This window comes from Brevibacillus sp. FW301-21C12A (assembly GCF_058788915.1).
This window is the reverse complement of the sequence record NZ_JBYTBG010000002.1, coordinates 53,581-75,567: the sequence shown is the minus strand read 5'-3', so window position 1 is coordinate 75,567 and position 21,987 is coordinate 53,581. Positions and strand designations below refer to the sequence as shown.

Sequence of the window (21,987 nt, the reverse complement as noted above, 5' to 3'; positions counted from 1 at the left end):
TCTGATGATAGAGTCTGCCCCTGAGAACTTGCAGGTTTCCATTGCTTTCGGACGCCTTGCCTATAGATAAAAAACCGCCCCAGCAACGACTGGAGGCGGTTTTTTGGTTGTCCGGCTTCATGCCTGATCGTCATCTGAGTTTGTCGAGATTTTTCGCACTCGGCTTGCGTGGCCCAAGCATCGTCTTGCTGATGCTGTTTACTTTGTGAAAGGAATCGAATACTTGGTCGATGACTTCCACCAGCTCGCGAATCTGCACCACTTTTCCATAGACGCCCATGAAATGGTGTCTGACGTTTTTGCCGTTAAACCCTAGCATGGCCGCACCTCCTCGTAATCCTCTAGTACTACCTTATGCAGTTCGGGGCCAAGAGGCGATGGCGTAGCGGGAAAATTATTAGCCCTTTGCAAAAAGGAAGGATGGCCGGACGTCCAATGGCTTAGCGCGGGCGTGGAGTCGCAGTCGGGCGCGGTCGAGGGGGCGGGGTTGGCGCAGGCGTCGGCACCGGGCCGGGCACGAGGCGTTCCAGACGGGTCACGCGCGCCCCCAGGCGGTTGACGCGTGTTTCCAGGCGATCCACGCGATCATCGACTTTGGTGTAGTCGTCGCGCAGCGCATCCACGCGATTTTCCACGCGCGTCAATCTCCGTTCCACATCACTCGTCGGAGCAGGCGTGGCAGTGACCGGGATGTACAGGTTTTGACCGACGTAAATGTAATACGGATAGGCGATATTGTTTACGCGGATCAATTCCTGAACGGGCACGCCAAAGCGAGCGGCAATACTGTTCAGGGTATCTCCCGCACGGACTGTATAGTTCACGAAGCTCACTCCCTCTATCGTTTCTTGTTCGTTACTAGCCTATGCCCGCCCGGAGACAGTGGAGATAAACCAATACCCATTTTTGCAAAGATAGGTAAACACCCAGTATATTCGCCGTTGCAGGCGCGCAGCGGCAAGGCGCCCAAGAATGCTTAGGAGTGAGAATGAACAACAGTGCTAATCATGATACTCAATTAAATACTGCAAATCTGTTTCCCTTTCGATTATTTCCCTTTCAATATCTTCGGTATAAATAAGCACATGTGGTCGGTTATCTTCTTTTCCTAAGTGGTAAACTTTTGAATAAACACTGATTTTTTGTTTCAACAACCGATAAAAAAGCAGATTAAACGGTCTTGGTATGTACCCCACTCGTTCATAATGATTTTCTTGGTCAATAAATTCAACTGCAGACGAATCTTCAGGATTAACATCGTCTATTCTGACAATAAACTCAATGTTCTCCTTCTGTTGAAAATCCCTGTTCTTAGATTTTGTATATGACCAGCCTGCAACCTCACAACTAAATAAAACATAATTCTTTTCATAAACAATTGGTTCCATGAACGTTAACGAGTCCGTTGCCAATTTCCCTTTTGTTACACATAAGTAATCCCAATACACATCATCAGAACCCTGCAAATCATTATCAGACAAAAATTTTTGAAAATCATTTCGTTTCGTGTTAGGAAGTCTTCTTTCAAAAACGGAAAACAATTTCTTGCTTTCATAGACTGACTCGATATCACTAATCCCGATAAACGGAATGAAACCTTCCGCCTTTGCCTCTTCAACGACTGAAATGTTATAAGAAAACACGTACAGACCGCTATCAAGCCTTTTTTGCAGTACTCCTACTGGGAAATTTCTCCCTGAAACTGGACTTTTCCAGTTTAGAAGTAATTTACTAAAACTAATTTTCATGGCTAAACTCCCTTAACATATAGTCTCGACGAGTTATTAACAAGCGTATAACGAATTGCTTTTGAAGGTCAGTCATAACTACGTCCGGTACTTTTTCAAGCAATTGGATTATCAAATTATCAGAAAGTTGTTCAATACGCGACACATATTTACTAATTTCAGGGGTACATTCCCTGATTTTTTGAAACAACGAAAAAATATTCAATTTCTCATGCTGTTGAATGTTTCCCCATTTGATTAAAGAACTTGATTTCCTTCCAAATAAGTATGCATCAAACATTTGTTTATCCCGCATCATTAGCATGATTTTATGTTGAGGTAACTCTCTTCCTAAACTAGAAGAATTATCGTAAAAAGGAGCAAACCGTATCTCGTTTGTTTTTTCATTTCTTATGATTCCAAAATTATCTTGATGTCGATCTGTGTTCCCTATTAAAGTGTCAAAAACCATCATTTTATACAGTTCTTCTATAAAATTGTATTTACGAAAAATTTTCTCTAATAACTCATAGCTGTAAACTTCAAACTCTCCCCGTAAAATGTCCCGATTGTATGTAAAATCATATTCCATGATCATATCTGCACCTTCAACTAAACTCTCCTCCCCTTCAACAAGAAAGGAATGACAAAGTGCTCCGTAAATCATTCCCGAATCCAACTTCGAAATATCTAGCCCATAATGCCCTACGATTTCGTCGTCAGCCGCAACACAAGCTATGTCTACAGTATGTGTGCTAAAACCCAGAATTTTGCCTATTTCGGAAGCAATTTTTTCAGCCCACATTTCCCCAGTAGATTCTCCTTCTATTTTCCATGTACTACTTGTCAGCGAAACAGGAAGCTTGAATAAGCCTAGCTTAAAACTCTCAGGAAATCTGTACCATCTCTTTTCTTTTGATCCCGAAACGTATAGATCTTCGAAGGGCCACCCTGAAATATTTAAGATTGGGTACATATGGCAATCTCCTTAACAATAATCTATGCTGATTATATCAAATAGCACATGTTTAATGCTAAAAGCTATTACTGCTTTTTCATGACCACAGGACAAGGGTTATTGCTTGAATGACTCGTTTACAGCTCAAAAGCCTCTGGCATCATATAATGTCAGAGGCTTTTGCGTTATTTCTATACGGTTTCCCTTATTTGAATACCGGCTCGGCAAACTGAGCCAATTTTTCCAGGGACGATTTCTCGACATCGGCATGCAAGCTGTTGCCGTGGGAGTCCATCGTCACGATGGCGGCGAAGCCTTTTACGCGCAAATGCCACATCGCTTCGGGAATACCGAACTCCAGGAAGTCCACGCCTTCGACTTTTTCCAGGCACTCTGCATAGTACTGAGCCGCGCCACCGATTGCATTCAGGTAGACAGCACCGTGCTCGTTCAACGCTTTCAACGTTTTTGCGCCCATTCCGCCTTTTCCGATAACGGCACGGATTCCGAATTTCTTGATAATGTCGCCCTGGTACGGTTCCTCGCGGATGGAAGTCGTCGGTCCAGCCGCTTTTACATGCCACTCGCCCGCTTCATCCTTCAGCATGACCGGACCGCAATGGTAGATGATCCCCCCATTGAGGTCCACAGGACAGTCGTGATCCATCAGGTAGCTGTGCAGGGCATCGCGTCCGGTGTGCATTTCGCCGTTGATGATGACGACGTCGCCCACTTTCAGGCTGCGGATTTGCTCTTCCGTAATGGGCGCTTCGAGCACTACCTCGCGACGGCTTTCGCCTTCTTCGCTTGCGGCTGCGGTCGGAGCCAAATCCATGGCGACTTCCTCGTCCTTGTACAAGTAACGGAGAATTTCGCCTGTTTCGGCGTTCAGACGCACACCTTGACGGCGGAACGCCCAGCAGTTGTAGGCAACAGAAACGAAAAAGCTTGCGGGCAGGCGATTTTCCACGCCCACTTTACAGCCGAGCAAGGTCGAGTTTCCGCCGAAGCCCATCGTCCCGATTCCCAGTTGGTTCGCTGTTTCCATAATGTAGTTTTCCAGCGCGGCCAGGTCCGGGTTCGGATTGACATCATCCACAGGGCGGAACAGTTGATGCTTCGCCAGCGCATAGCCGGAGGTGCGGTCGCCACCTATGCCTACGCCGATGAAGCCGGCGCTACAGCCTTGTCCTTGTGCCTGGTAGACCGCATGCAAAATGCATTTGCGCACGCCATCCAGGTTGCGGCCCGCTTTGCCCAGACCTTCCAGCTCACAGGGCAGGGAGTATTGAATGTTCTTGTTCTCACAGCCGCCGCCTTTTAGGATCAGCTTGATTTCGATTTCATCCTCTTCCCATTGCTCGAAGTGAATGACCGGAGTACCTGGCCCCAGGTTGTCCCCGCTGTTTGCCCCTGTCAAGGAGTCAACGGAGTTGGGACGCAGCTTGCCTGTTTTCGTCGCCTCTACAATCGCTTCCTTGATCGCTTTTTTGATCGTGAGCTGGTTGACGCCAACCGGAGTTTTGACCTCAAAGGTCGGCATCCCCGTATCTTGGCAGATCGGAGAGACGTTTTCCTCGGCCATCACGACGTTTTGCGCGATGGTGGACAAGGACAGCGCAGCACGAGTGCCCAAATCTTCTTTCAGTTTTGCTGCATTGACGGCGCGACGCACGTCTGGCGGCAAGTTTGTTGACGTATCCGTGATGAGTTCCAGAATGCTTTGCTTCAAGTTTTCCATCTATGACGCCCCTTTTGACGTAAGTGTGAATGGTAGCTTAAACCGCCTATTATTATAGCACACGCTCTCCCCCCTGTCCGTAGATTGCTGACCAAAGACAATGTGAAACGTTAAAGCAGCATTCTGCGTCTTATAACTGAATGCACATCCTGCCAAGATCGAGATGCGAGGGGATCGAGATGAAGAAAAAAGCAGCGGGACTTATCGTGACAGCCGTCGTGCTGTGCGCTCTGCCGTTTTTGCTCCCGCCAGGCTCGCTCAACGAGCCGACTGTCACAGCCTCAGAGCAAGACGGATTGCCTGTCGTCGGTTCCTACGGGCAATTCAAGAAGCTGCTGAAAAAGGCGAAAACCAACTACGTCGTGGCAGAAGCCGAGTTGAGCATGCCCGCAGCGGCTGCTGTCCTTGAAGCGAGGGATTCCGGCAAAAGCGCAGCAGCCCCGGATTTTTCTGCGACGAACACGCAGGTGCAAGGCGTCGATGAAGCCGACATCGTCAAGACGGATGGCACCTACCTGTACCAGTCGACGAGTCGCGAAGTGCGCATCGTCAAAGCGTACCCGGCCTCGGAGATGCGCATGACGAGCCGGATCAGCTATGAGGACGGCCTGTTCACGCCGCTGGAGATGTTCGTCGACGACAAAAAACTCATCGTCATCGGCCAGGCGAACAGCAGCGTCGAGTTGGCTCCTTTGCCCGCTTCGAAGCGCGCTATCCCGTATTACCGCCACAACCAGCTTGTCAAAGCGCTCGTCTACGACATCCAAGACAAAGCGCAACCGCGGCTCATCAGACAACTGGAAGTGGAAGGCCAGTATTTGTCGTCCCGCAAAATCGGTTCCAGCCTGTATTTGACGGCCAATCACTACATCGACACTTACCGGATTTTGCAGGAAAAAACGGAGCTGCCTGGCCCTGCCTATCGCGACAGTGCCTTCGGCGAGCAGTATCAAACCGTTCCGTACAGCGACATCCGCTATTTTCCGGAAAGCTTGCAGCCGAACTACCTGATGGTGGCAGGCGTCAATCTCGACGAGCCTAAACAAAAGCTGTCGCTTTCCACTTATTTGGGCGCAGGGGAAAACATTTACGCCTCCCCGACCAATCTGTACGTAGCGGTAACCGAGCATAAAGCGGAGCCGATCAAGCTGAAGCAAGGCGAGTCACTTGCCCCTTCGTTTGCCCCCCCGCCGCTTGCGACGGACACGACGATCTACCGCTTCGGCATGAACGACGGCAAGATCGCCTTTTCGGCAAAAGGCAGCGTGCCGGGCCAGATTCTCAACCAGTTTTCCCTGGACGAACACGACGGCTACTTGCGGATCGCGACGACGAGCGGAAACATGTGGCGCACCGATTCCGGCACTTCGCAAAACAACGTGTACGTCCTTGACAGCACGCTCGGAATCCACGGCAAGCTGGAAGGCATCGCTCCGACCGAGCGCATCTACTCCGTCCGCTTCATGGGGAAACGCGCCTACATGGTGACGTTCCGCAACGTAGACCCTCTGTTCGTGCTCGATTTGGCAAAGCCTGCTGCCCCGCGTATTTTGGGAGCGCTGAAAATTCCGGGCTACAGCGATTACCTCCATCCGTATGACGAAAACCACATCATCGGATTCGGCAAGGAAGCAGAGTCAGACAAGGACATGGCTTTTTACCAGGGCATGAAAATCGCGCTGTTCGACGTCAGCGACGTGACCAAGCCGAAAGAAAAGTTCAAAACCGTCATCGGCGACCGCGGAACAGACTCCGAGCTGTTGCGCAACCATAAAGCTTTGTTGTTTTCCAAGGAAAAAGGGCTGCTCGCCTTCCCGGTCACCGTCTACGAATGGACCGAGGAACAAAAGGCGAAGCAGGACATTCGCGGCTACGGCCACTTCACGTTCCAGGGCGCGTACGTCTACCGGCTCGATCTGGAAAAAGGCTTTACGTTGACGGACAAAATTACACATCTGGAGCAAGCAGACAGAGACAAGGCAGGGGAAGGCTGGTACGAAAGCACAAAAAACATCAAGCGAATCCTGACGATTGACCAGACGCTCTACACCGTTTCCGACGACTTCGTCAAAGCCCAGCCGCTTCAAGGGCCGAAAGCTGTAAAGACTTTGCCATTGACGAAATAAAGGGAATGGTCTGTCACGCGGACAGGTTCTGTGCTAAGATGGGGGAATAGAGGCAGCGCAAAAAGAGAGGGTGTCATTACGTGGAGTATTTGAGTCTTAATCTGACTTCAACACTGGCGGGATTAGCTGCCGTGCTGCTGGTCATGTTCATTCGCCTGCACTGGCCCTTCCGTTTTCAATATATGGCGAATCTGTACAAGCGCCGATTGGATGTACGGCTTAGCTGGTTGGAGGCATCCTACCGAAAAAACCGTTCGCGTGCGGTAGCCATGCTCGATAAATCGACACACGAAATCATGATCGGCAATTACGAACTGGCTGAAAAGTACATTGTTTCGGGCATCAACGTCTGCAAGGAACGCCCTTCTCTGTTCAATCAGGCCATGATTCACTACCTGTTTTACAACCTGGCGATCGTCTACTACTCGTCCGGCCGTTACAGCGAATCGCTGGAAGTCGCTTTCCGCATTTACCAACGCGACCAGGGGATGACGGATTCGCTCGCGCTCATCGCCTGCTCGCACGCTCGACTGGGCGAAATCGAAAGCGCACTCGAAGCTTATCAACTGATTGCCACCAAGCGCTCTGCCAAGGAGTGGAAGCTGTTTTGCCTCGCTGAAATCGAAGCGGCCAAGGGCAACTACGAGCACGCCTTGACCTATCTCCGCCAGTTGCTGAACAAATCGGCCAGCTCTTTGCACTTCAACCGCTCCGAGCTGGAAAAACGCCTGGAGGAATGGCAAAAGGCTTCGACTCACGTCAGCTAAATATCCGCCTGCTTTCCAATCCAAATGACACCGCACATGATTTTTCTGGTGTGCGGTTTTTTATTGCCGCCTGCTTCCAGAAAACGGGCATATCGGGCAGGAAAATGTGGCATTCTCGTAAAAGCCGTTCCATTTTTCTTCCGTATCGCTGCTCTATACTATTTCAACAGATGTAGGCCAGAAAGAGAGGTTTCTTGAAATGAAAAAGTTTGACATTTCCATCCTGACAGTCGCCGTCCTCCTGACAGGACTGGCTGTGATCGGCGTATCGCAGGCAAAAGATCCTGCCGCCGCCCATACAAGTGCAGTCGCGACAGTCGGCAACACCGCGATCTCGCAAACCGCGCTCTATGAGCAGATGAAAAAAGAGGCTGGCGCCAAAGTCGTGACCGACCTGATTGCCATTGAACTGTGCAAGCAGGAAGCCGCCGCCCAAGGCATCAAAGTGACCGAGCAGGAGATCGACGCGAAGATCAATCCGATCAAGGATAAATTGAAAACACCGGAGAAGTTCCAGGAGTATTTGCAGGAACGAAAAATGAATGAAAAAGAGCTCCGCGAGCGGTTCGGCATGCTCCTTTTGCGCGACAAAGTGTTTGAAAAGGCATTCCCGGTAACAGAGGAGCAAATCAAGGAGTACTACGAGAAAAATAAAGAAAAGCTCGGAAAAACGTATGAAGAAGCTCGTCCCGAGATCGCCGAGAAGCTGCTAGAGCGCAACAGACGCAAGCACTCGGACGAGTGGCTGGAGCAAATGAAGAAAAAGTACAACGTCCAGATCATGGACCCGGTTCTGGTGGAGCAAGCAAAGGAATAATCGCGCTTGATTCACCCGCACGCGAATGCCAAAAGACTTGTGTCGCCCGTTTTTCCGGTGCACAAGTCTTTTCTTTTGCAGAAAAAAGTTACGGACGTAAAATCGCGATCAGCTCCTGCAAAAAGTCGGGGATGTCGCCTTGCAGGATGGGACCGTGTCCCGTCGCCAAAAATTCGATCGGCCAGTCAAGCAACGCTTCCAGCCCCTCCACGTACTCCGGGACGCGATCAGGCTCGTCGATGGCCCAGCTTTTTATATGCGCCTTGTACGCCGCCCGGCACTCGCTTTCTTTTCCGACGATCTGACCCAGCTCGGCTTTATCAAAGCAGATGTGGTCGCCGACAAAACAAATTTTGCTCTGCGGGTCGAAAAACGCCACGGACCCTTCCGTATGAAAGGACAATTGCCGAAAACGCAACGACGGTAGATCTCCGCCGCTCCCCGTGAAGGTATGCCCGAACAGCGTCTGAGAGAAATCGTCCAGCTCGTAGTAATCGTCGAGATGAATCCAGTTGTTTCGGGAAGGAAACATGTCGGCATTCCCGATATGGTCCGCGTGCCGATGGGTAAAGTAAACGTATTCAATCCGCTCCGGCTTGGCACCGATTCCCTCCAGCGCCTGCTGAAAGTACGTCCGCTGCTTGCGCAAGTGGGAATCGATAACAGCAAACGATTCACCTTGTTTGACCACGTAGCTGTTCACGTAGCTCTGCCACGCATCCTCGTAGGTGATGATCGCCCAGGTGGAGTCTGTGATTGGTGCAATCACGTTGTTCATGCCTCCATCTCTCCTCTCCTCCCAGTTTCTATTCATACTGTTATTATACACAATGTTACACGACCTTGCCGACTCTTGCCAAAAGATCGGCTGTTAAAGCACCGATGCCGCTTCCCCGAGGCTGACCCAGGAGCGTCCCTGCGACCGCGCAATGTTGACCGGAACCCCAAAAAAGCGGGTCAATCCGTCTGCCGTCAGCACCTCGTCCGTTTTTCCCGCCCGCTCGACCTCCCCCGCCTTCAACAGCAGCGTGTGGGTAAAGCACGGCAAAATTTCCTCGATATGATGAGTGACGTACAGCAATGTCGGCCCGTCCGGCTGCTTGGCAATTTGCTCGATCATCGACAAAAGCTGCTCTCGTGCCAGCAAATCCAGTCCCGTACATGGCTCGTCCAAAATGAGCAGCCGGGGGGACGCCATCAACGCCCGCGCAATCAGCACCTTTTGCCGCTCTCCTTGCGAAAGCGCTCCGAACGGCCTGTCCCGCAGCTCCGTGCAGCCGAATGTTTCGAGCAGTTCGGACGCTTTTTGCACATCTTTCTCCGCCGGAACCGCGTACAGGCCAATCGTCGCTTCTCTCCCGCTCAAAATGACGCGAAAGGCCGTCTCGTGCTCGTGAAGCTGTGCGATCAAAGCCGTGCTGACCCAGCCGATCGATTTTCTTACTTCGCGCAAATCGACCGTTCCGTACACATTTCCGAGGACGCTGACCTGCCCCTTTGTCGGCCAAGTGTAGCCACAGATGATTTTCAGCAGGCTCGTTTTGCCGGAGCCGTTCAGTCCGACCAGGCACCAGTGCTCGTTTTCTTGCACCTGCCAGTTAACGTCGCGCAAAATGACCGTTTCGTCTCTTTGCCACATGACTTGGTTCACATCAATAATCATTTGCTCTCTCCACTCCTGTCTTACTTTGTCGGAAGCCGTAATCTTTCTGATTATTAAGAGTATAACTGTCCATTCCTGATCGATCAATTCTTTTGTACACCCGGAGGCGATGCGAAAAAACCTTCGCGGCAAGTTGCGAGCCACGAAGGTTTGTTTCGCTAATGCGGTTTGCTTAAAACTTTCCTTGAATCTTGAACACGATCTCCGCGAACAAGGTTGCGAACAGGAACGTCCCTGTGAAAACGACGAGGGATACGACTACGATCCGCCAGCTCAACTGCTTGAACAGATGAATGTCTTTTCCAAGCGACAGACCGGCGTATGCGAGAATCGGTGTCGCGAGCGCCAGCAGGTTGATTTTGGCAATCGACGCTGCCGTGTACTCGCTTCCTGGGAAGAAAGGAGAAGTAGCCAACATGGCAAACAGAGAAATCCAGACAATCACCGGGGATTTGAACGGCAAAATTTTCGTAAAGCCCATCCCGATCAAGGTGATGACCGCGAGAAGCACAATGCCTGGCAACGATTCCATGATCGGCACGCCATAGCCGATCCAGTTACCGATGAGTGAGATTGCGCCAATGATGAGAATCGTCAAAATTTGATTCATGCGCTTCTTTTCCCCCCTTCTGTGTCAGAAGAAGCGTTTTTGCGGCCGATGATCGGCTCCAGCCATGCGTACAGCCGCTGCGTGAGCGGCAAGGAGACGAAAATGCATACATACGTACCGATAATGCTCATCATCAAGTTCGCCGCCCCCGAGTAGAAGGCGATGTCTTTTTGCGCTTCCGGGAAAATTACGGCGAGCGAGCCTGTCGCTGCCGCCATCATGCTCCCTGAACCAACCGCTGCGCCCATCGCGAGCGAAATCGGATGGAACAGTCCGCTGCTGCCGAGGATACTTGCGAGCAACGACATGAAAATCGCGCCAAACAACGTACCGCAAATGTAAACGCCCAGTGCGCCGCGCGCTTCCGGCGAGCTTGCCCCGAACTTGTCCACGATAATCGCCAGGTTAGGCTCGCGGTCGAGGGAATAGGTAGCCCCGATTGATTCGCGCTTCAGACCGAGCAAAAGCGCCACTGGCAAGCCCAAAATGATCGTTCCGACGATGTGGCCTACCTCCTGGACGAGCAGCGATACGCCCGCTCCAAACAGCTTGGGCAGCTCTGGACCAATGTTGGCGCCGAGCTTACATACGAAGATCAGAAAAGAAACGCCCAAAATGTTTGCCGCGACATTCATATCTTTTTCTTTCAAAAACTTGAATGAAGGCCAGCTAATGACACCGCCGATAACGAGTGCGTACAGCATCGGGAACAAGGCGATGACGCCGATGCCGATATTGATTTTTTTCGTGCCGATAAACTCTGTCAAGGCTACCAGTACAAGCACCAGGAAATGCAGCTTGTACACATTCACGCGTCCCTCAGTCATAAGGATCCCCCTGTTCGGTCTTGTTTCTGTCTGCTATTCGATGACTACCTTTTGCGCTGCCCGAACGAACAATTCGACGCCGCGAGCCAATGCGTCTTCATCAAAATCAAAGCGTGGGTGGTGGTGCGGGTAAACAAAGCCTTTCTCCGGATTGCCCGCTCCCAACTGGATGAAGCAGCCTGGCGCCTTTTTCAAGTATTCGGAGAAATCCTCGCCCGGCATCAGCGGGTCGATGTACATAATGTCTTCCTCGCCCCAGCGCTCGCGAATGATGTCCTCCATCAGCCTGGTCACTTGCTCGTCGTTGACGACGGAGGTGTAGCCGTGAGAGAACGAGAACTCGTAGCCGGCCCCATGTGCTTCGGTAATCCCTTTGACAATCCGCTCAATCCAGACCGGCAGATTTTCGCGAATTGTCGCGTTAAAGCAGCGGGTCGAGCCTGTCAGCGTCAGCGTATCTGGAATGATGTTGTAGGCCGTGCCTGCGTTCAGCATCGTCACGGAGAGGACGACCTTGTCCAACGCGCTGACATTGCGGGAGACGATTTGCTGCAAAGCGGTGATGACTTGCGCGCCGATGACGACCGGATCGATCGCCGACTCCGGCTGGGAGGAGTGTCCGCCCTTGCCCTGGATTTTCACATCAAAACGGTCTGTGGAAGAGGTGAGCGCCCCGTATAAAACTCCGAATTTTCCGACTGGCATGTAAGAAGCGAGGTGAATCCCGATAATCGAATCCAGACCGTCCGCCGCTCCTGTCCGGACAATCTCGACCGCGCCGCCCGGCGGAAGCTCCTCTGCGTGCTGGAAGAAAAATCGCACTTCCCCTTTGATGCGGTCTTTGTACTGCGACAATATTTTCGCCGCCCCAAGCAGCATCGCGGTGTGCCCGTCGTGCCCGCAAGCGTGCATCACGCCTGCTTTGCCGGATGCGTAAGGCACATCGTTTTCTTCGTGAATCGGCAGGGCGTCCATGTCGGCGCGCATGCCGAGCACTTTTCCCGGCTGGGAGCCGATCAGGCGAGCAACCACGCTCGTTTTCGTCGGACGGGACAATTCCAAACTTCCGAAAGATCGCAATTTTTCATACACATATTGAGACGTCTGTTCTTCTTCAAACGACAGTTCGGGATGCTGGTGCAAATGTCTGCGCCAGGCAACGACCTGTTCTGCCAATTCGTCCGCCAATCGCTTCGTATCCAAACTCACTGTGTCCACTCCTTTTCTCTCTAGCTTTACGTTCAGTTAAGTTTCATTAAACAAATTGGCTTTCCGTGAATTCTATCACGTGTGAGCCAAAATTACAAATGTCCATTTCAGAAGGACATTTTTTGTCGAACCCACCTCGACCCTGTCTATTTATTAGTTATTTTAGAATTTTCTCTCTATAATGTCCACGTAAAAAATACATAAAACGCAATAAAAATTTTTGAACAGCGTCCTTTAGGGCTTTTCCGCAGAAAAGCCCTGCCCCGCTTCCTACAAATTGACGGCAAACCACACGTACTTGCCGCCGCTTTGGCCCAGCCACAGTTCACCGTTGCCCACCATCACGCCTTGGGCGTTGACGAACGTCTCACGGACGTTTTGGGCGAGCAAAGCTTCCTTGACCTTCGGTGTGACAATCTCGTCGTACTCCGCGAGGAACTGCTGCTCATTTTGCACGTAGCGGCTGCCCCCGTCCTTGTTTATGCGCAGCGGATACTGGACCATTCTTGCGACTTGTGCTTTGTTCCCGGCCTTCACCGCCTCCTGAAGCTTGTCGAAAAAAGCTTCAAAGGCAACCGGGTCGGTAATGCCTGCCACTTCGTAGCGATTGTGCTCGCTCTCCGCCTGTTGCCGCGCCGCTTGCTGCATCATCTGGCCCGGTTCCGCCGCTTGTCTGGCGAGAGCTGGGGAAGTCAGGTGAAGCAGAACGGTTCCGATGACGAGTAACGTTCTCACGCTTTTGCTTTTGCTCATCACGCTTCGCTCCTTTACGGTTTATCGTTTGTTTCTACCAGTAGCTTTTCTCCGGGGGCTTTGGCTTATGAGTCGCGGCGGCCCGTTGCCCAAGCTTTTACCGTGTCGCTGCGGCAATCCATCGCACCTGATGCTTGTCCGTTGCAGGCGGGTGGCCGTACGGAAAGGAAACATGCCGATCGAAAAAGGGTGTACACAGGCGCCCTGCCTGTTCGCTCACCTTCATGCGCGCAACTGGGAAGTTTTCATATCACACGCCGCTACTGTTTTTGGAGATACTACGTGGTGACGACGATCCCAGGGGTGATTTCCTTGATCCGTTTGGGCTATGCCTGCATCAGCGTCAAGCTGAAAAACAATCCGAACAAAAAGACGACCGTTGCGCAAATCAATAAACTGGAGCCGCAGGCGCGCCTGAAAAAACTGCGGCAAGTGTTGCAGACGAATTTTTTCAACCTGATGGATTTGCTCGCCTACAACGTGGAAAACCGCATTTTTTTGTATCGCCTCCCCTCGGAATTTGTGCCGCTGGCTACGCACCCGGTCGCGGCAGACTGGGACTGGGCCAAAGAATTTTCCTGGGACTTTCAGAAGACAGGCACATTCATCCGCAACAACGGCATTCGCCTGACAGCGCACCCCGGCCACTTCAGCATTTTGAACAGCGACAAGCCATCCGTGGTCGAGGCGGCGATAGCGGATTTTTCGTATAACGCCAAAGTGTTTGATCTGCTTGGATTGGACGACAATTCGGTGCTGGTCACGCATGTCGGCGGTGTGTTCGAGGACAAGGTCACTTCCCTGGAACGATTTGCGGCGAACTTTGAGCGACTGCCTGAGCAGGTCAAGCGGCGACTGGTCGTGGAGAATGACGACACGTCCTTCACCATGCGCGAGGTGTTGGAGCTGTGCGAGCGGATCGGTGTGCCGATGGTGTTCGACATCCATCACCACCATTGCCATTCGGACGGCGAGGAATGGACAGAGTATCTTCCGCGCATCATCCAGACGTGGGGGAAGCGCATCCCGAAAATGCACATGTCCTCGCCGAAATCAGCCAAAGACTTTCGCTCCCATGCGGACAATATCGATCCGGACGAATTTATCGCTTTTGCCAGCGCTCTCGCCGATTACCATGTCGATATTGTGCTGGAATGCAAAAACAAAGACGATGCGCTGCTGACTCTGCGGCAACATCTGAAAAAACGCGGGGTTGAGGTCGAGGCGTTTGCCGCTGCCCCTTGATCGCCCCAGCAGGAAAACCAATTCGCTTTTGCCGCCAGCCAAACAGCCAAAAGGACGCCTACGCGAAAACAGGCGTCCTTTTTTTGCTTGCTCGTTAATCGCAACTGCAACCACAGTCGCAGCCATGTCCGGAGGAGGAGCTTCTATGTCCGTAAGACGATGAGCTGCTGCGTCCGCCAGAGCTGCTGCCCCTATGATGCCAAACTTGGCAACGGTCGTGATAATGCTTCATTCTCCGTTGATGGTGTTTGTAATGTCTGCGGTATTCGCTGTATTTCCGGCGGTGATCCCGGTATTGCTCGCATTTGTGACGGAAATACTGCATCCGGTCCATATGGAAATGGAACTTGAACAAATACAGTTCGATTTCCGAGCCTGGCCGGACGTTTTCCGCTGACGGCGGCCTCATGTTTGGCGAAGCATTTGGTGGACGCCGGTTCGGCATGACGTTCGGCGGCATCGGATTCGGTCTGCGGTTTGGCGGCATTGGGTTGGCTGGCCTCCGATTTGGCGGCATTTGATTGGACGGCATCCGGTTTGGCGGCATCGGATTGGCTGGCATCCGGTTTGGCGGCATCGGGTTAGCTGGCATCCGGTTTGGCGGCATCGGGTTGGCTGGCATCCGGTTTGGCGGCATCGGATTGGACGGCATCGGTTTTGGCGGCATCGGGTTTGGCGTATTCGGCATAATCTGGTTAGGAGATGGCACGTTCGGCCGTTGCGGCATCGGGCGTGCCGGGATGTTGTGCTGCGGATTCTCCGAGCTTTGCGGCGCTTTCGGCTTCGACGGTGACGGTACGTTTGGCGATGGTACGTTAGGAGACGGTACAATCGGTGACGGCAACGGCATTATCGGGGAAGGCGGCTTTGGCATTTCTTTGGGACGCCTTGGGGACGATGGAGGCACAGGCGGCATCTTGCGTCGCTTTTCCACGGAAATGAACACGTCCTTTCTGATGAAATAACACAGTACATGGTATGACATTTATCCCGCTCAAGAAACGACAATCGCCCAGTTTCCAAAAATGGATTGAGCCCGTTTTTTTCCACTATAGGGAAGGAGCCGTGCCAATCTTGATCTTGACTGCGCGCTCACTTCCGTTACAATAATACTAATAACGAAAATTATCTGACAGTTGTAGAGCGAAAGTGAGGAAAGACGTATGCGGCCTCCAATCGGGCTTACGCGTTTCATCCAATCACATAGAACCCAGGAGCGAGGGGTTAGGATCTAGTATCCTAACCCCTCGCTCTTTTCGTTCTCTGCTCTGTTAAAGGAGGAAACTATCCATGAATCAGCAAGCAAGCGTCATCCATATGAATGGGAATCGCCTGCGCATTGAAGACGTCGTCCGGATTGCCAGGGACGCTCACCGCATCGAATTGACCCCCGAGGCGCTGGAAAATGTGCGCCGCTCCCGGGCGATGGTCGAAGAGATGCTCCAGGAGCAAAAAGTCGTCTACGGCATCACCACAGGCTTCGGCAAATTTTCCGATGTCATGATTCAGGGCGAAGATGTCAGCAAGCTGCAGGAAAACTTGATTATGAGCCACGCCTGCGGAATGGGAGAGCCTTATCCGGTGGAAGTCGTCCGCGCCATGATGACGTTGCGAATCAATGCGCTGGCAAAAGGCTATTCCGGCATCCGGGAAGAAACGCTGCTGCACCTGGCCGAGCTGTGCAACCGCGGCGTCCATCCGGTCATTCCCCAGCAAGGCTCGCTCGGCGCCAGCGGCGATTTGGCTCCGCTCGCGCACATGGTCCTCGTCATGCTCGGCAAGGGCGAAGCGATCGTCAATGGACAGCGGATGAGCGGAGAAGCGGCGCTCAAAGCAGTCGGGCTCTCCCCGATTCGCCTGCAGGCCAAAGAAGGTCTGGCCCTGATTAACGGCACGCAGGCGATGACCGCCCTGCTCTGCCTGGCCTTGTACGATTCGCGCGTCGTCCTGGAAAGCGCGGAGCTGATCGCGTCGATGACGATTGAAGCGTTGCGCGGCATACCGAAAGCGTTTGATCCGCAACTGCACCTCGTCCGCCCGCATCCCGGACAGCAGGAATCGGCGAGACGACTGCTCGCGCACCTGTCCGGCAGCGAAAGAACCTCGCAGCAGGGCGAGCTGCGCGTCCAGGACCCTTACAGTCTGCGCTGCCTCCCGCAAGTCCACGGAGCGACACGCGATACGCTGGAATACGTCTGGGCGACGGTCACCCGGGAGTGCAACAGCGTGACCGACAACCCGATCCTGTTCACGGAAACAGGCGATGTCATCTCCGGCGGAAACTTCCACGGGCAGCCGATGGCCTTTGCCGCCGATTTTTTGGCGATCGCCATGGCAGAGCTGGCCAACATCTCCGAGCGCCGCACAGAGCGACTCGTCAACCCGCAGCTTAGCGGCCTGCCCGGATTTTTGACCGAAAACGGCGGTCTTCATTCCGGTTTTATGATTACGCAATATGTAGCCGCTTCCATCGTCTCGGAAAACAAAGTGCTGTGCCATCCTGCGTCCGTCGATTCCATCCCGTCCTCGGCAAACCAGGAGGACCACGTCAGCATGGGGACAACCGCCGCCCGCAAGCTGCGCACGGTCATTTCCAACGTGACAAAGGTGCTCGCCATCGAATATTTGGCGGCAGCACAGGCGATCGACTTCGGGAATGGAGAGCTGGGCGCAGGCACGAAAAAAGCTTACGAAGAGCTGCGCCGCGTCATTCCCCGTCTGCACGAGGACCGGGAAATGCACCCCGACCTGGTGAAAGCAGAGGAACTGATTCAAAAAGGAGCGCTTGTCATTCTCTAGTAGTGATCCGCGCTGGGAATGCCCTCCCTTCTCTGCTATGATGAAAGCGAAGGCGGCACGACCGCACGACCATTCGATTCGCTGTAGAGCATGGAGGGCTGCCTGATGAAGCCAGCATCTGAGCCGCTGCAACACCCTGACTATCTTTTGTTGTTCGACGGTGTTTGCCATTTGTGCAACAGCGCCGTTCAATTCATCCTCAAGCGCGATCCTTCCGGCAGCATTCACTTCGCTTCTTTGCAGTCGGAAAAAGCGCAGCAAATTTTGTCCCGCTATTCGTATGCCGAAAGCGGGCTGTCATCTGTCGTCCTGATTGCCCATGGACGCTTATACACCAAGTCAGACGCGATTTTGCGAGTGGCGCGCAAGCTGTCCGGGGCCTGGCCGCTGTGCTACTACCTCGGCCGTCTGTTCCCCCGTCCCGTCCGCGATTTCACCTACGATTGGGTGGCCAAAAACCGTTACCGCTGGTTTGGCAAACAGGAACAGTGCATGCTGCCTACTCCCGAGATCAAGGCTCGCTTTCTGGACTGACTGATCGGTTAGAAAACTTGGCTGCGCCAAACCCTTGGCGACGCCTTTGTGGCACTTATGTACAAAAAAAAGAGGAGCCGTCGCGATCTGTCGGCTCCTCTTTTCGCTATTTGACCCGCGCTTGCGGGTGATCGTCGCTTGCGAAGGCAGCGGCTTTGGCGTTTGCCTCCACCTGTGCCGGGCTTTTGCTGCCCGGGATGACCGTCGTGACGGCCGGGTGCTTCAGGCACCACGCCAGCGCCCACTGCGCCATGTCCACGCCCTCCGGCACTTCGCTTTCCTTGATTTTGGCAACCTCTTCGAGCAGGCGGGCGACGTGCTGCGGATCGTGGCGGTGGCGCACATCGTTTCCGGCGAACACGGCTCCTGGCTTGTATTTTCCGCTCAAATAACCGCTCGCCAGCGGCACGCGTGCGAGCACGCCCAAATCCTGCTCCGCGCACGACGCAAACACCGCTTCCTCCGGCTTGCGATCCAGCCGGTTGTAGACGACCTGGATCGTCTGCGCGTTGACGCGGGAAGCTCCGCCCACCTGATGCATGTTGTCGTTTTTGGCAATCGACAAGCCCAGATGGCGAATCTTCCCTGCCTGCACCTGCTTGTCCAGATACGTCCACAGCTCGTCGTTGTCAAACGCTTCGTCTGGCCCGGAATGGAACTGGTACAGGTCGATGTAGTCGGTCTGCAAAGCCCGCAGCGATTTTTCCAGTTGCTCCTGCACAGCGGCAGCCCCGTACTCGTTCGTCCGCGAAAACTTGTCGTGGAAATGGTGGCCGAACTTCGTCGCGATGATCCAATCGGCGCGGCGGCTCTTTTTCAAATAGCCTCCGATCAGCTTCTCGGACAGATGATCGCCGTAGCACTCTGCGGTGTCGATCAGGTTGATCCCCAGCTCGTGCGCCTTGTCCAGAATCTGGTCGACTTCTTGCTGCGAAAAGTCTTGCCCCCACTCTCCGCCAAATTGCCACGTCCCTACGCCAATGACCGAAACAGTCAGTTCCGTTTTCCCTAATCTGCGGTACTTCATTGTCGATTCCTCCTCGCGCCTCTATGTAGAAAAGGCCCTGAGCGAACTGTCGCTCAGGGTGAAACCAAACGAACATCAGATTGTTTTTTCGATGTTTAACTGGCTGACAAACGCTTGCAGGCTGTCTTTCCGTTCCTTGCGCATTTTTTTGCGCTCCTCGGCAGTAGCCATCAACCTTTTCTCTTCCTCGGTTTCCGGAACGATGGCCGGAACCTCGGTAGGATTGCCCGCTTCATCGAGCGCGACAAAAGTCAAAAACGAAGTGGCAGTCAGGACTCGTTCCCCTGTTTGCAGGTTTTCCGAGACGATTTTCACAAAGACCTCCATGGACGTGCGCCCTGTCGAGGAGACAAACGCTTCCAGGCAGATCGAATGCCCCATTTTTACGGGTGCCAAAAAATCGATGGAGTCTATGGAAGCAGTCACGACCGGGCGGCGCGAATGCCGCATGGCAGCGATTGCCGCTACCTCATCTATATAGGCCATCATCGTCCCGCCGAAGATGGTCCCGTGGTAATTCGTATCGGACGGTTGAACCAAGGATGCCTGGATCGTGCGGGATTCTTGTGTAGTCTTGACGTTCATCACTGTTGCTCCTTTGTCAATCATGTTCATGCTCCCCCATCATATCACAAGGCATCCGCTGTTCCAATTACATACTGACAGTTGTCATATGGCTGCGCTCGCGCAGGCGCTCCAGCACGGTATCCGCCTCCTCCTGCAAAAAATAGCGCAGCATCGGCACGTTCCATTCGTAGGCGGGGCGGTAGCCATCGAGCGCGAACCAGTTTTCGTCGATGTGCGCAGCCAGCTTCCTGCGCTCCCGGTTCGCGCAGTAAAACTGCTCCAAATAGTCCGTTCCCCAGCGGGAAAAGGACGACGTCTCTTTGGTCACGGCAGTCAACAAAATTTCCTGGCCCGTATCAATCAAATCCAGCGGGTACAACTGGCAACTGAACGGCTTGAGCGGCAGGACATCGTGCCCTGCCTCTTCCGCGTAGGCGTGGATCGCACAGCCGAAGCGGCCGTTGTTTTCCTGATAAAACAGACAGTTGCCATGCCGCATACGAATCGTGCCTGGCAACTGTCCCCGGTCCCACACGCCGTAGCGCTCCCAGTTTTCCCGCTCACCTGCTGTCTGCAAACGGGCAGCGATCGCCGGAACCTGTTTTTCCAGCAGCGGGATTTGCCATTCCTCGACGGCGTATGGCTGGCCGCCTTCGCAGCAAGTCTCGCGGTGAACCGCCCGGCAATTCCAGCAGTCCAGGTGAAACAAAGCGAGCAGAGCGGGTACGTCCACCATGTACCGCCCTGCCTTTATCATCGCATGCCTGTTTTTTTTCATGTACTTTTCGCAACTGTACACTTCTTTTTCACTCATCGGATCGGGTGTTCCGACGTAGCGATAGGATGGCTTCCTGTTCATTTTTCCAGGACGATCTCCGCTTCCGTACCGAAAATGTTCAGTTTTCCGTCTGCATAGGTGGCGAGATCCACTTCTTCTCCGGGAATTTCCATCAAAATTTCCACGCTTTCCTCGTCCGCTGCCACAAACAGCAGCAACAGGTCTTTTTCGTCAAATTCGTTGTCGGTGAGCTTCACTTCTGTCAGTTGTCCCTGAAACTGCGCGACTTCTTCATCGTCTTCGCTTTCCGTGTCCCATTGCGTAAAAGTGACAGACAGCGTTTGCTTGGCAAACTCGTCCGCAAGCAGGCGCAAAAGCTGTTCGTGCTGTTGAATTTCCATTGTCAATCCCTCCGAAAAAATATCATTACTGCCCATCATAGCAAAGTGCAGCGGAAAAGCCAAAAGAAAAACCGCTTCCCAAACCGAAGCGGCTGTTTCCTGACGCTAGCTTACTTTGCTGATCGTCTGGGCGAGGGCAAAATCTTTGCCCGTCAGCCCTTTTGCCTCGCGGGTCGCGAGCGTAAACGTCACAGTTCCGCCAGACAGGTGAATCTCGACATGCTGACTGTCATGCTCAAGCATTTCCGCCACACGGTTTACAAAGCTCACAGCCGTGGCAAAGTCTCTACAGTGATATGTGCGAGACAGCGCCATCCTGTCTTCTACCAGCTTCCAGCCCGGAACCTTGCTCAAATACAGTTTGACCTGTTCCAAAGACAGCTTGCTCACTCACATCGCCCCCCTTTTGTCCGATGAATCGGTGGTAACACCATCATATTCAGCAGACAGAAAGGTTAGTCACGCTTATCCGCGCTACCTATTGCTTGATCGCGTAAAAAATCATGCGCGGCGATTGACTGGCTATATACGGTTCAAATTGGTAATTGCCGAATACCTGAATTTGTCCGAATCCGGCCAGCTCCAGCATGGCCGTCATCTGTTCCACGGAGAAAAGCCGAACCTGCTCCAAGTACTCCCTCGGCTGCGCGGCGGGATCGTCTCGAATCAAAATCCGCTTTTTTACCGCCTCGTCCTCGATCCAGCGCTTCTCCTCGATCAGCATCCCGCTGACCTCTTTGGTGGAGTGCGGGACAAGATGCTGCTTCACGTAGGCGGGGTTCAAATAGTCGATGACGACTTCCCCGTTCACCTTCAATGCCTGCGCCATATTGCGGACGACCTGCGCGTTTTCCTCATCGGACGAAAAATAGCCAAAGCTGGTGAACAGGTTGACTACGATGTCAAATTCGTCCCGATACGGAATATGGCGCATGTCGCAGCGAGCGAAGCTGAGCTGTGGATAGGTGTTCTGCTCTTCCGCAAGCTGCAGCAGCACGGGGGACAGGTCGACACCTACGACTTCGTATCCTCTGCGAGCCAGCGCACGCGAATGCCGCCCGCTCCCACAGCAAAGATCAAGTACGCGCCCCGTGCTCTTTATCGGCAATCGCTCGAGCAGATTGGCGATCTCGCTGTCGGCCGCCGAATCGTCCCGATGCCGATACACAAGTACGTAATCTTCGCGAAAGCTGCGTTCAAACCATTCTTCTGCCATTCCCTAGCTCCTTTAATTCCAAGATGCTCTCATTATACCACAGCGGGGTTTATCCGCAGCCGATTTCCCCCCGCCGAAGTGCACGGAAAACCGCAGGAAGCCTGACCAAAAGCACACTCGCGAAGAAACGACGACAGCGATGCGCTGAGGCTCGAAGACTATCCCGTCCGGTGAATGGCAAACACAGTCCGAAAACAAAAACCCCCTGTCTTTCCTGCTGGC

Annotated in this window: 25 protein-coding genes; 8 read left to right on the top strand and 17 right to left on the bottom strand. The window is 53.1% G+C overall.

The window, feature by feature from the left end; all coding sequences use genetic code 11:
• Positions 1-130 precede the first annotated feature (130 nt).
• From AC3WQH_RS01935 to AC3WQH_RS01915, 5 genes are all read right to left on the bottom strand, one after another.
• Complete coding sequence (locus AC3WQH_RS01935; protein ID WP_005832911.1) at positions 131-319, bottom strand: hypothetical protein; 189 nt, start codon at positions 317-319, stop codon at positions 131-133.
• Positions 320-440: 121 nt separating this feature from the next.
• The gene (locus AC3WQH_RS01930; RefSeq protein WP_492331883.1) at positions 441-824 is read right to left on the bottom strand and encodes a LysM peptidoglycan-binding domain-containing protein; all 384 of its coding nucleotides are present in this window, start codon (positions 822-824) and stop codon (positions 441-443) included.
• Positions 825-1,001: 177 nt separating this feature from the next.
• Positions 1,002-1,748 carry an HIRAN domain-containing protein gene (locus AC3WQH_RS01925; protein WP_005832914.1) on the bottom strand — a complete coding sequence of 249 codons (747 nt, stop codon included), beginning with the start codon at positions 1,746-1,748 and terminating at the stop codon, positions 1,002-1,004.
• On the bottom strand, positions 1,738-2,703 hold the full coding sequence (locus AC3WQH_RS01920; RefSeq protein WP_005832916.1) for a HipA domain-containing protein: 966 nt from the start codon (positions 2,701-2,703) through the stop codon (positions 1,738-1,740). Before AC3WQH_RS01920 ends, AC3WQH_RS01925 begins: the two co-directional genes overlap by 11 nt.
• Before the next feature lie 187 nt (positions 2,704-2,890).
• Positions 2,891-4,426, bottom strand: a complete 1,536-nt coding sequence (locus tag AC3WQH_RS01915) for a fumarate hydratase (protein ID WP_007785077.1) — start codon at positions 4,424-4,426, stop codon at positions 2,891-2,893.
• 179 nt (positions 4,427-4,605) lie between these two features.
• Between AC3WQH_RS01915 and AC3WQH_RS01910 the strand changes: the two genes are divergently transcribed.
• The 3 genes from AC3WQH_RS01910 to AC3WQH_RS01900 all read left to right on the top strand — a co-directional run bounded on the left by AC3WQH_RS01910 (position 4,606) and on the right by AC3WQH_RS01900 (position 8,136).
• Positions 4,606-6,552, top strand: a complete 1,947-nt coding sequence (locus tag AC3WQH_RS01910) for a beta-propeller domain-containing protein (protein ID WP_007785074.1) — start codon at positions 4,606-4,608, stop codon at positions 6,550-6,552.
• Positions 6,553-6,632: 80 nt separating this feature from the next.
• A complete protein-coding gene (locus tag AC3WQH_RS01905; RefSeq protein ID WP_221842733.1) occupies positions 6,633-7,319 on the top strand; it encodes a tetratricopeptide repeat protein in 687 nt (228 codons plus the stop codon).
• A gap of 199 nt (positions 7,320-7,518) precedes the next feature.
• On the top strand, positions 7,519-8,136 hold the full coding sequence (locus tag AC3WQH_RS01900) for a SurA N-terminal domain-containing protein (protein ID WP_005832922.1): 618 nt from the start codon (positions 7,519-7,521) through the stop codon (positions 8,134-8,136).
• A gap of 88 nt (positions 8,137-8,224) precedes the next feature.
• Here AC3WQH_RS01900 and AC3WQH_RS01895 read toward each other — a convergent pair whose 3' ends face one another.
• The 6 genes from AC3WQH_RS01895 to AC3WQH_RS01870 form a co-directional block, all read right to left on the bottom strand.
• Entirely contained in the window at positions 8,225-8,914 is a 690-nt protein-coding gene (locus tag AC3WQH_RS01895; protein ID WP_005832924.1) for an MBL fold metallo-hydrolase, read from the bottom strand.
• Between the two features lie 93 nt (positions 8,915-9,007).
• The gene (locus AC3WQH_RS01890; RefSeq protein WP_005832926.1) at positions 9,008-9,799 is read right to left on the bottom strand and encodes an ABC transporter ATP-binding protein; all 792 of its coding nucleotides are present in this window, start codon (positions 9,797-9,799) and stop codon (positions 9,008-9,010) included.
• Positions 9,800-9,971: 172 nt separating this feature from the next.
• Positions 9,972-10,409, bottom strand: a complete 438-nt coding sequence (locus tag AC3WQH_RS01885; protein ID WP_005832928.1) for a hypothetical protein — start codon at positions 10,407-10,409, stop codon at positions 9,972-9,974.
• Positions 10,406-11,236 (bottom strand): DUF3100 domain-containing protein, encoded by an 831-nt coding sequence (locus tag AC3WQH_RS01880; RefSeq protein ID WP_005832930.1) that lies wholly within the window; start codon positions 11,234-11,236, stop codon positions 10,406-10,408. Before AC3WQH_RS01880 ends, AC3WQH_RS01885 begins: the two co-directional genes overlap by 4 nt.
• Before the next feature lie 33 nt (positions 11,237-11,269).
• Complete coding sequence (locus AC3WQH_RS01875; protein WP_492331882.1) at positions 11,270-12,445, bottom strand: amidohydrolase; 1,176 nt, start codon at positions 12,443-12,445, stop codon at positions 11,270-11,272.
• Between the two features lie 270 nt (positions 12,446-12,715).
• Complete coding sequence (locus AC3WQH_RS01870) at positions 12,716-13,198, bottom strand: hypothetical protein (protein ID WP_290426098.1); 483 nt, start codon at positions 13,196-13,198, stop codon at positions 12,716-12,718.
• Between the two features lie 312 nt (positions 13,199-13,510).
• Between AC3WQH_RS01870 and uvsE the strand changes: the two genes are divergently transcribed.
• The 5 genes from uvsE to AC3WQH_RS01845 all read left to right on the top strand — a co-directional run bounded on the left by uvsE (position 13,511) and on the right by AC3WQH_RS01845 (position 17,776).
• On the top strand, positions 13,511-14,443 hold the full coding sequence (gene uvsE / locus AC3WQH_RS01865) for a UV DNA damage repair endonuclease UvsE (protein WP_492331895.1): 933 nt from the start codon (positions 13,511-13,513) through the stop codon (positions 14,441-14,443).
• A gap of 347 nt (positions 14,444-14,790) precedes the next feature.
• Positions 14,791-14,964 (top strand): hypothetical protein, encoded by a 174-nt coding sequence (locus tag AC3WQH_RS01860; protein ID WP_155808674.1) that lies wholly within the window; start codon positions 14,791-14,793, stop codon positions 14,962-14,964.
• Positions 14,965-15,408, top strand: a complete 444-nt coding sequence (locus AC3WQH_RS01855; protein ID WP_242507371.1) for a hypothetical protein — start codon at positions 14,965-14,967, stop codon at positions 15,406-15,408.
• 325 nt (positions 15,409-15,733) lie between these two features.
• A complete protein-coding gene (hutH, locus tag AC3WQH_RS01850) occupies positions 15,734-17,242 on the top strand; it encodes a histidine ammonia-lyase (protein ID WP_197187734.1) in 1,509 nt (502 codons plus the stop codon).
• 105 nt (positions 17,243-17,347) lie between these two features.
• Positions 17,348-17,776 carry a thiol-disulfide oxidoreductase DCC family protein gene (locus AC3WQH_RS01845; protein WP_005828022.1) on the top strand — a complete coding sequence of 143 codons (429 nt, stop codon included), beginning with the start codon at positions 17,348-17,350 and terminating at the stop codon, positions 17,774-17,776.
• A 106-nt stretch (positions 17,777-17,882) separates the two neighbouring features.
• On the opposite strand, the gene AC3WQH_RS01840 is transcribed toward AC3WQH_RS01845, so the two are convergent.
• The 6 genes from AC3WQH_RS01840 to AC3WQH_RS01815 all read right to left on the bottom strand — a co-directional run bounded on the left by AC3WQH_RS01840 (position 17,883) and on the right by AC3WQH_RS01815 (position 21,765).
• Positions 17,883-18,803 carry an aldo/keto reductase gene (locus tag AC3WQH_RS01840; protein ID WP_026557012.1) on the bottom strand — a complete coding sequence of 307 codons (921 nt, stop codon included), beginning with the start codon at positions 18,801-18,803 and terminating at the stop codon, positions 17,883-17,885.
• A 75-nt stretch (positions 18,804-18,878) separates the two neighbouring features.
• Positions 18,879-19,388 carry an acyl-CoA thioesterase gene (locus tag AC3WQH_RS01835; RefSeq protein ID WP_025848534.1) on the bottom strand — a complete coding sequence of 170 codons (510 nt, stop codon included), beginning with the start codon at positions 19,386-19,388 and terminating at the stop codon, positions 18,879-18,881.
• Between the two features lie 67 nt (positions 19,389-19,455).
• A complete protein-coding gene (locus AC3WQH_RS01830; RefSeq protein WP_197187735.1) occupies positions 19,456-20,229 on the bottom strand; it encodes a DUF3109 family protein in 774 nt (257 codons plus the stop codon).
• Positions 20,226-20,549, bottom strand: a complete 324-nt coding sequence (locus tag AC3WQH_RS01825; protein ID WP_007785058.1) for a hypothetical protein — start codon at positions 20,547-20,549, stop codon at positions 20,226-20,228. The genes AC3WQH_RS01830 and AC3WQH_RS01825 overlap by 4 nt, the downstream gene beginning before the upstream one ends.
• Positions 20,550-20,654: 105 nt before the next feature.
• On the bottom strand, positions 20,655-20,939 hold the full coding sequence (locus AC3WQH_RS01820) for a 4a-hydroxytetrahydrobiopterin dehydratase (RefSeq protein ID WP_005828012.1): 285 nt from the start codon (positions 20,937-20,939) through the stop codon (positions 20,655-20,657).
• An 88-nt stretch (positions 20,940-21,027) separates the two neighbouring features.
• Entirely contained in the window at positions 21,028-21,765 is a 738-nt protein-coding gene (locus tag AC3WQH_RS01815; RefSeq protein WP_005828009.1) for a class I SAM-dependent methyltransferase, read from the bottom strand.
• Positions 21,766-21,987 lie beyond the last annotated feature (222 nt).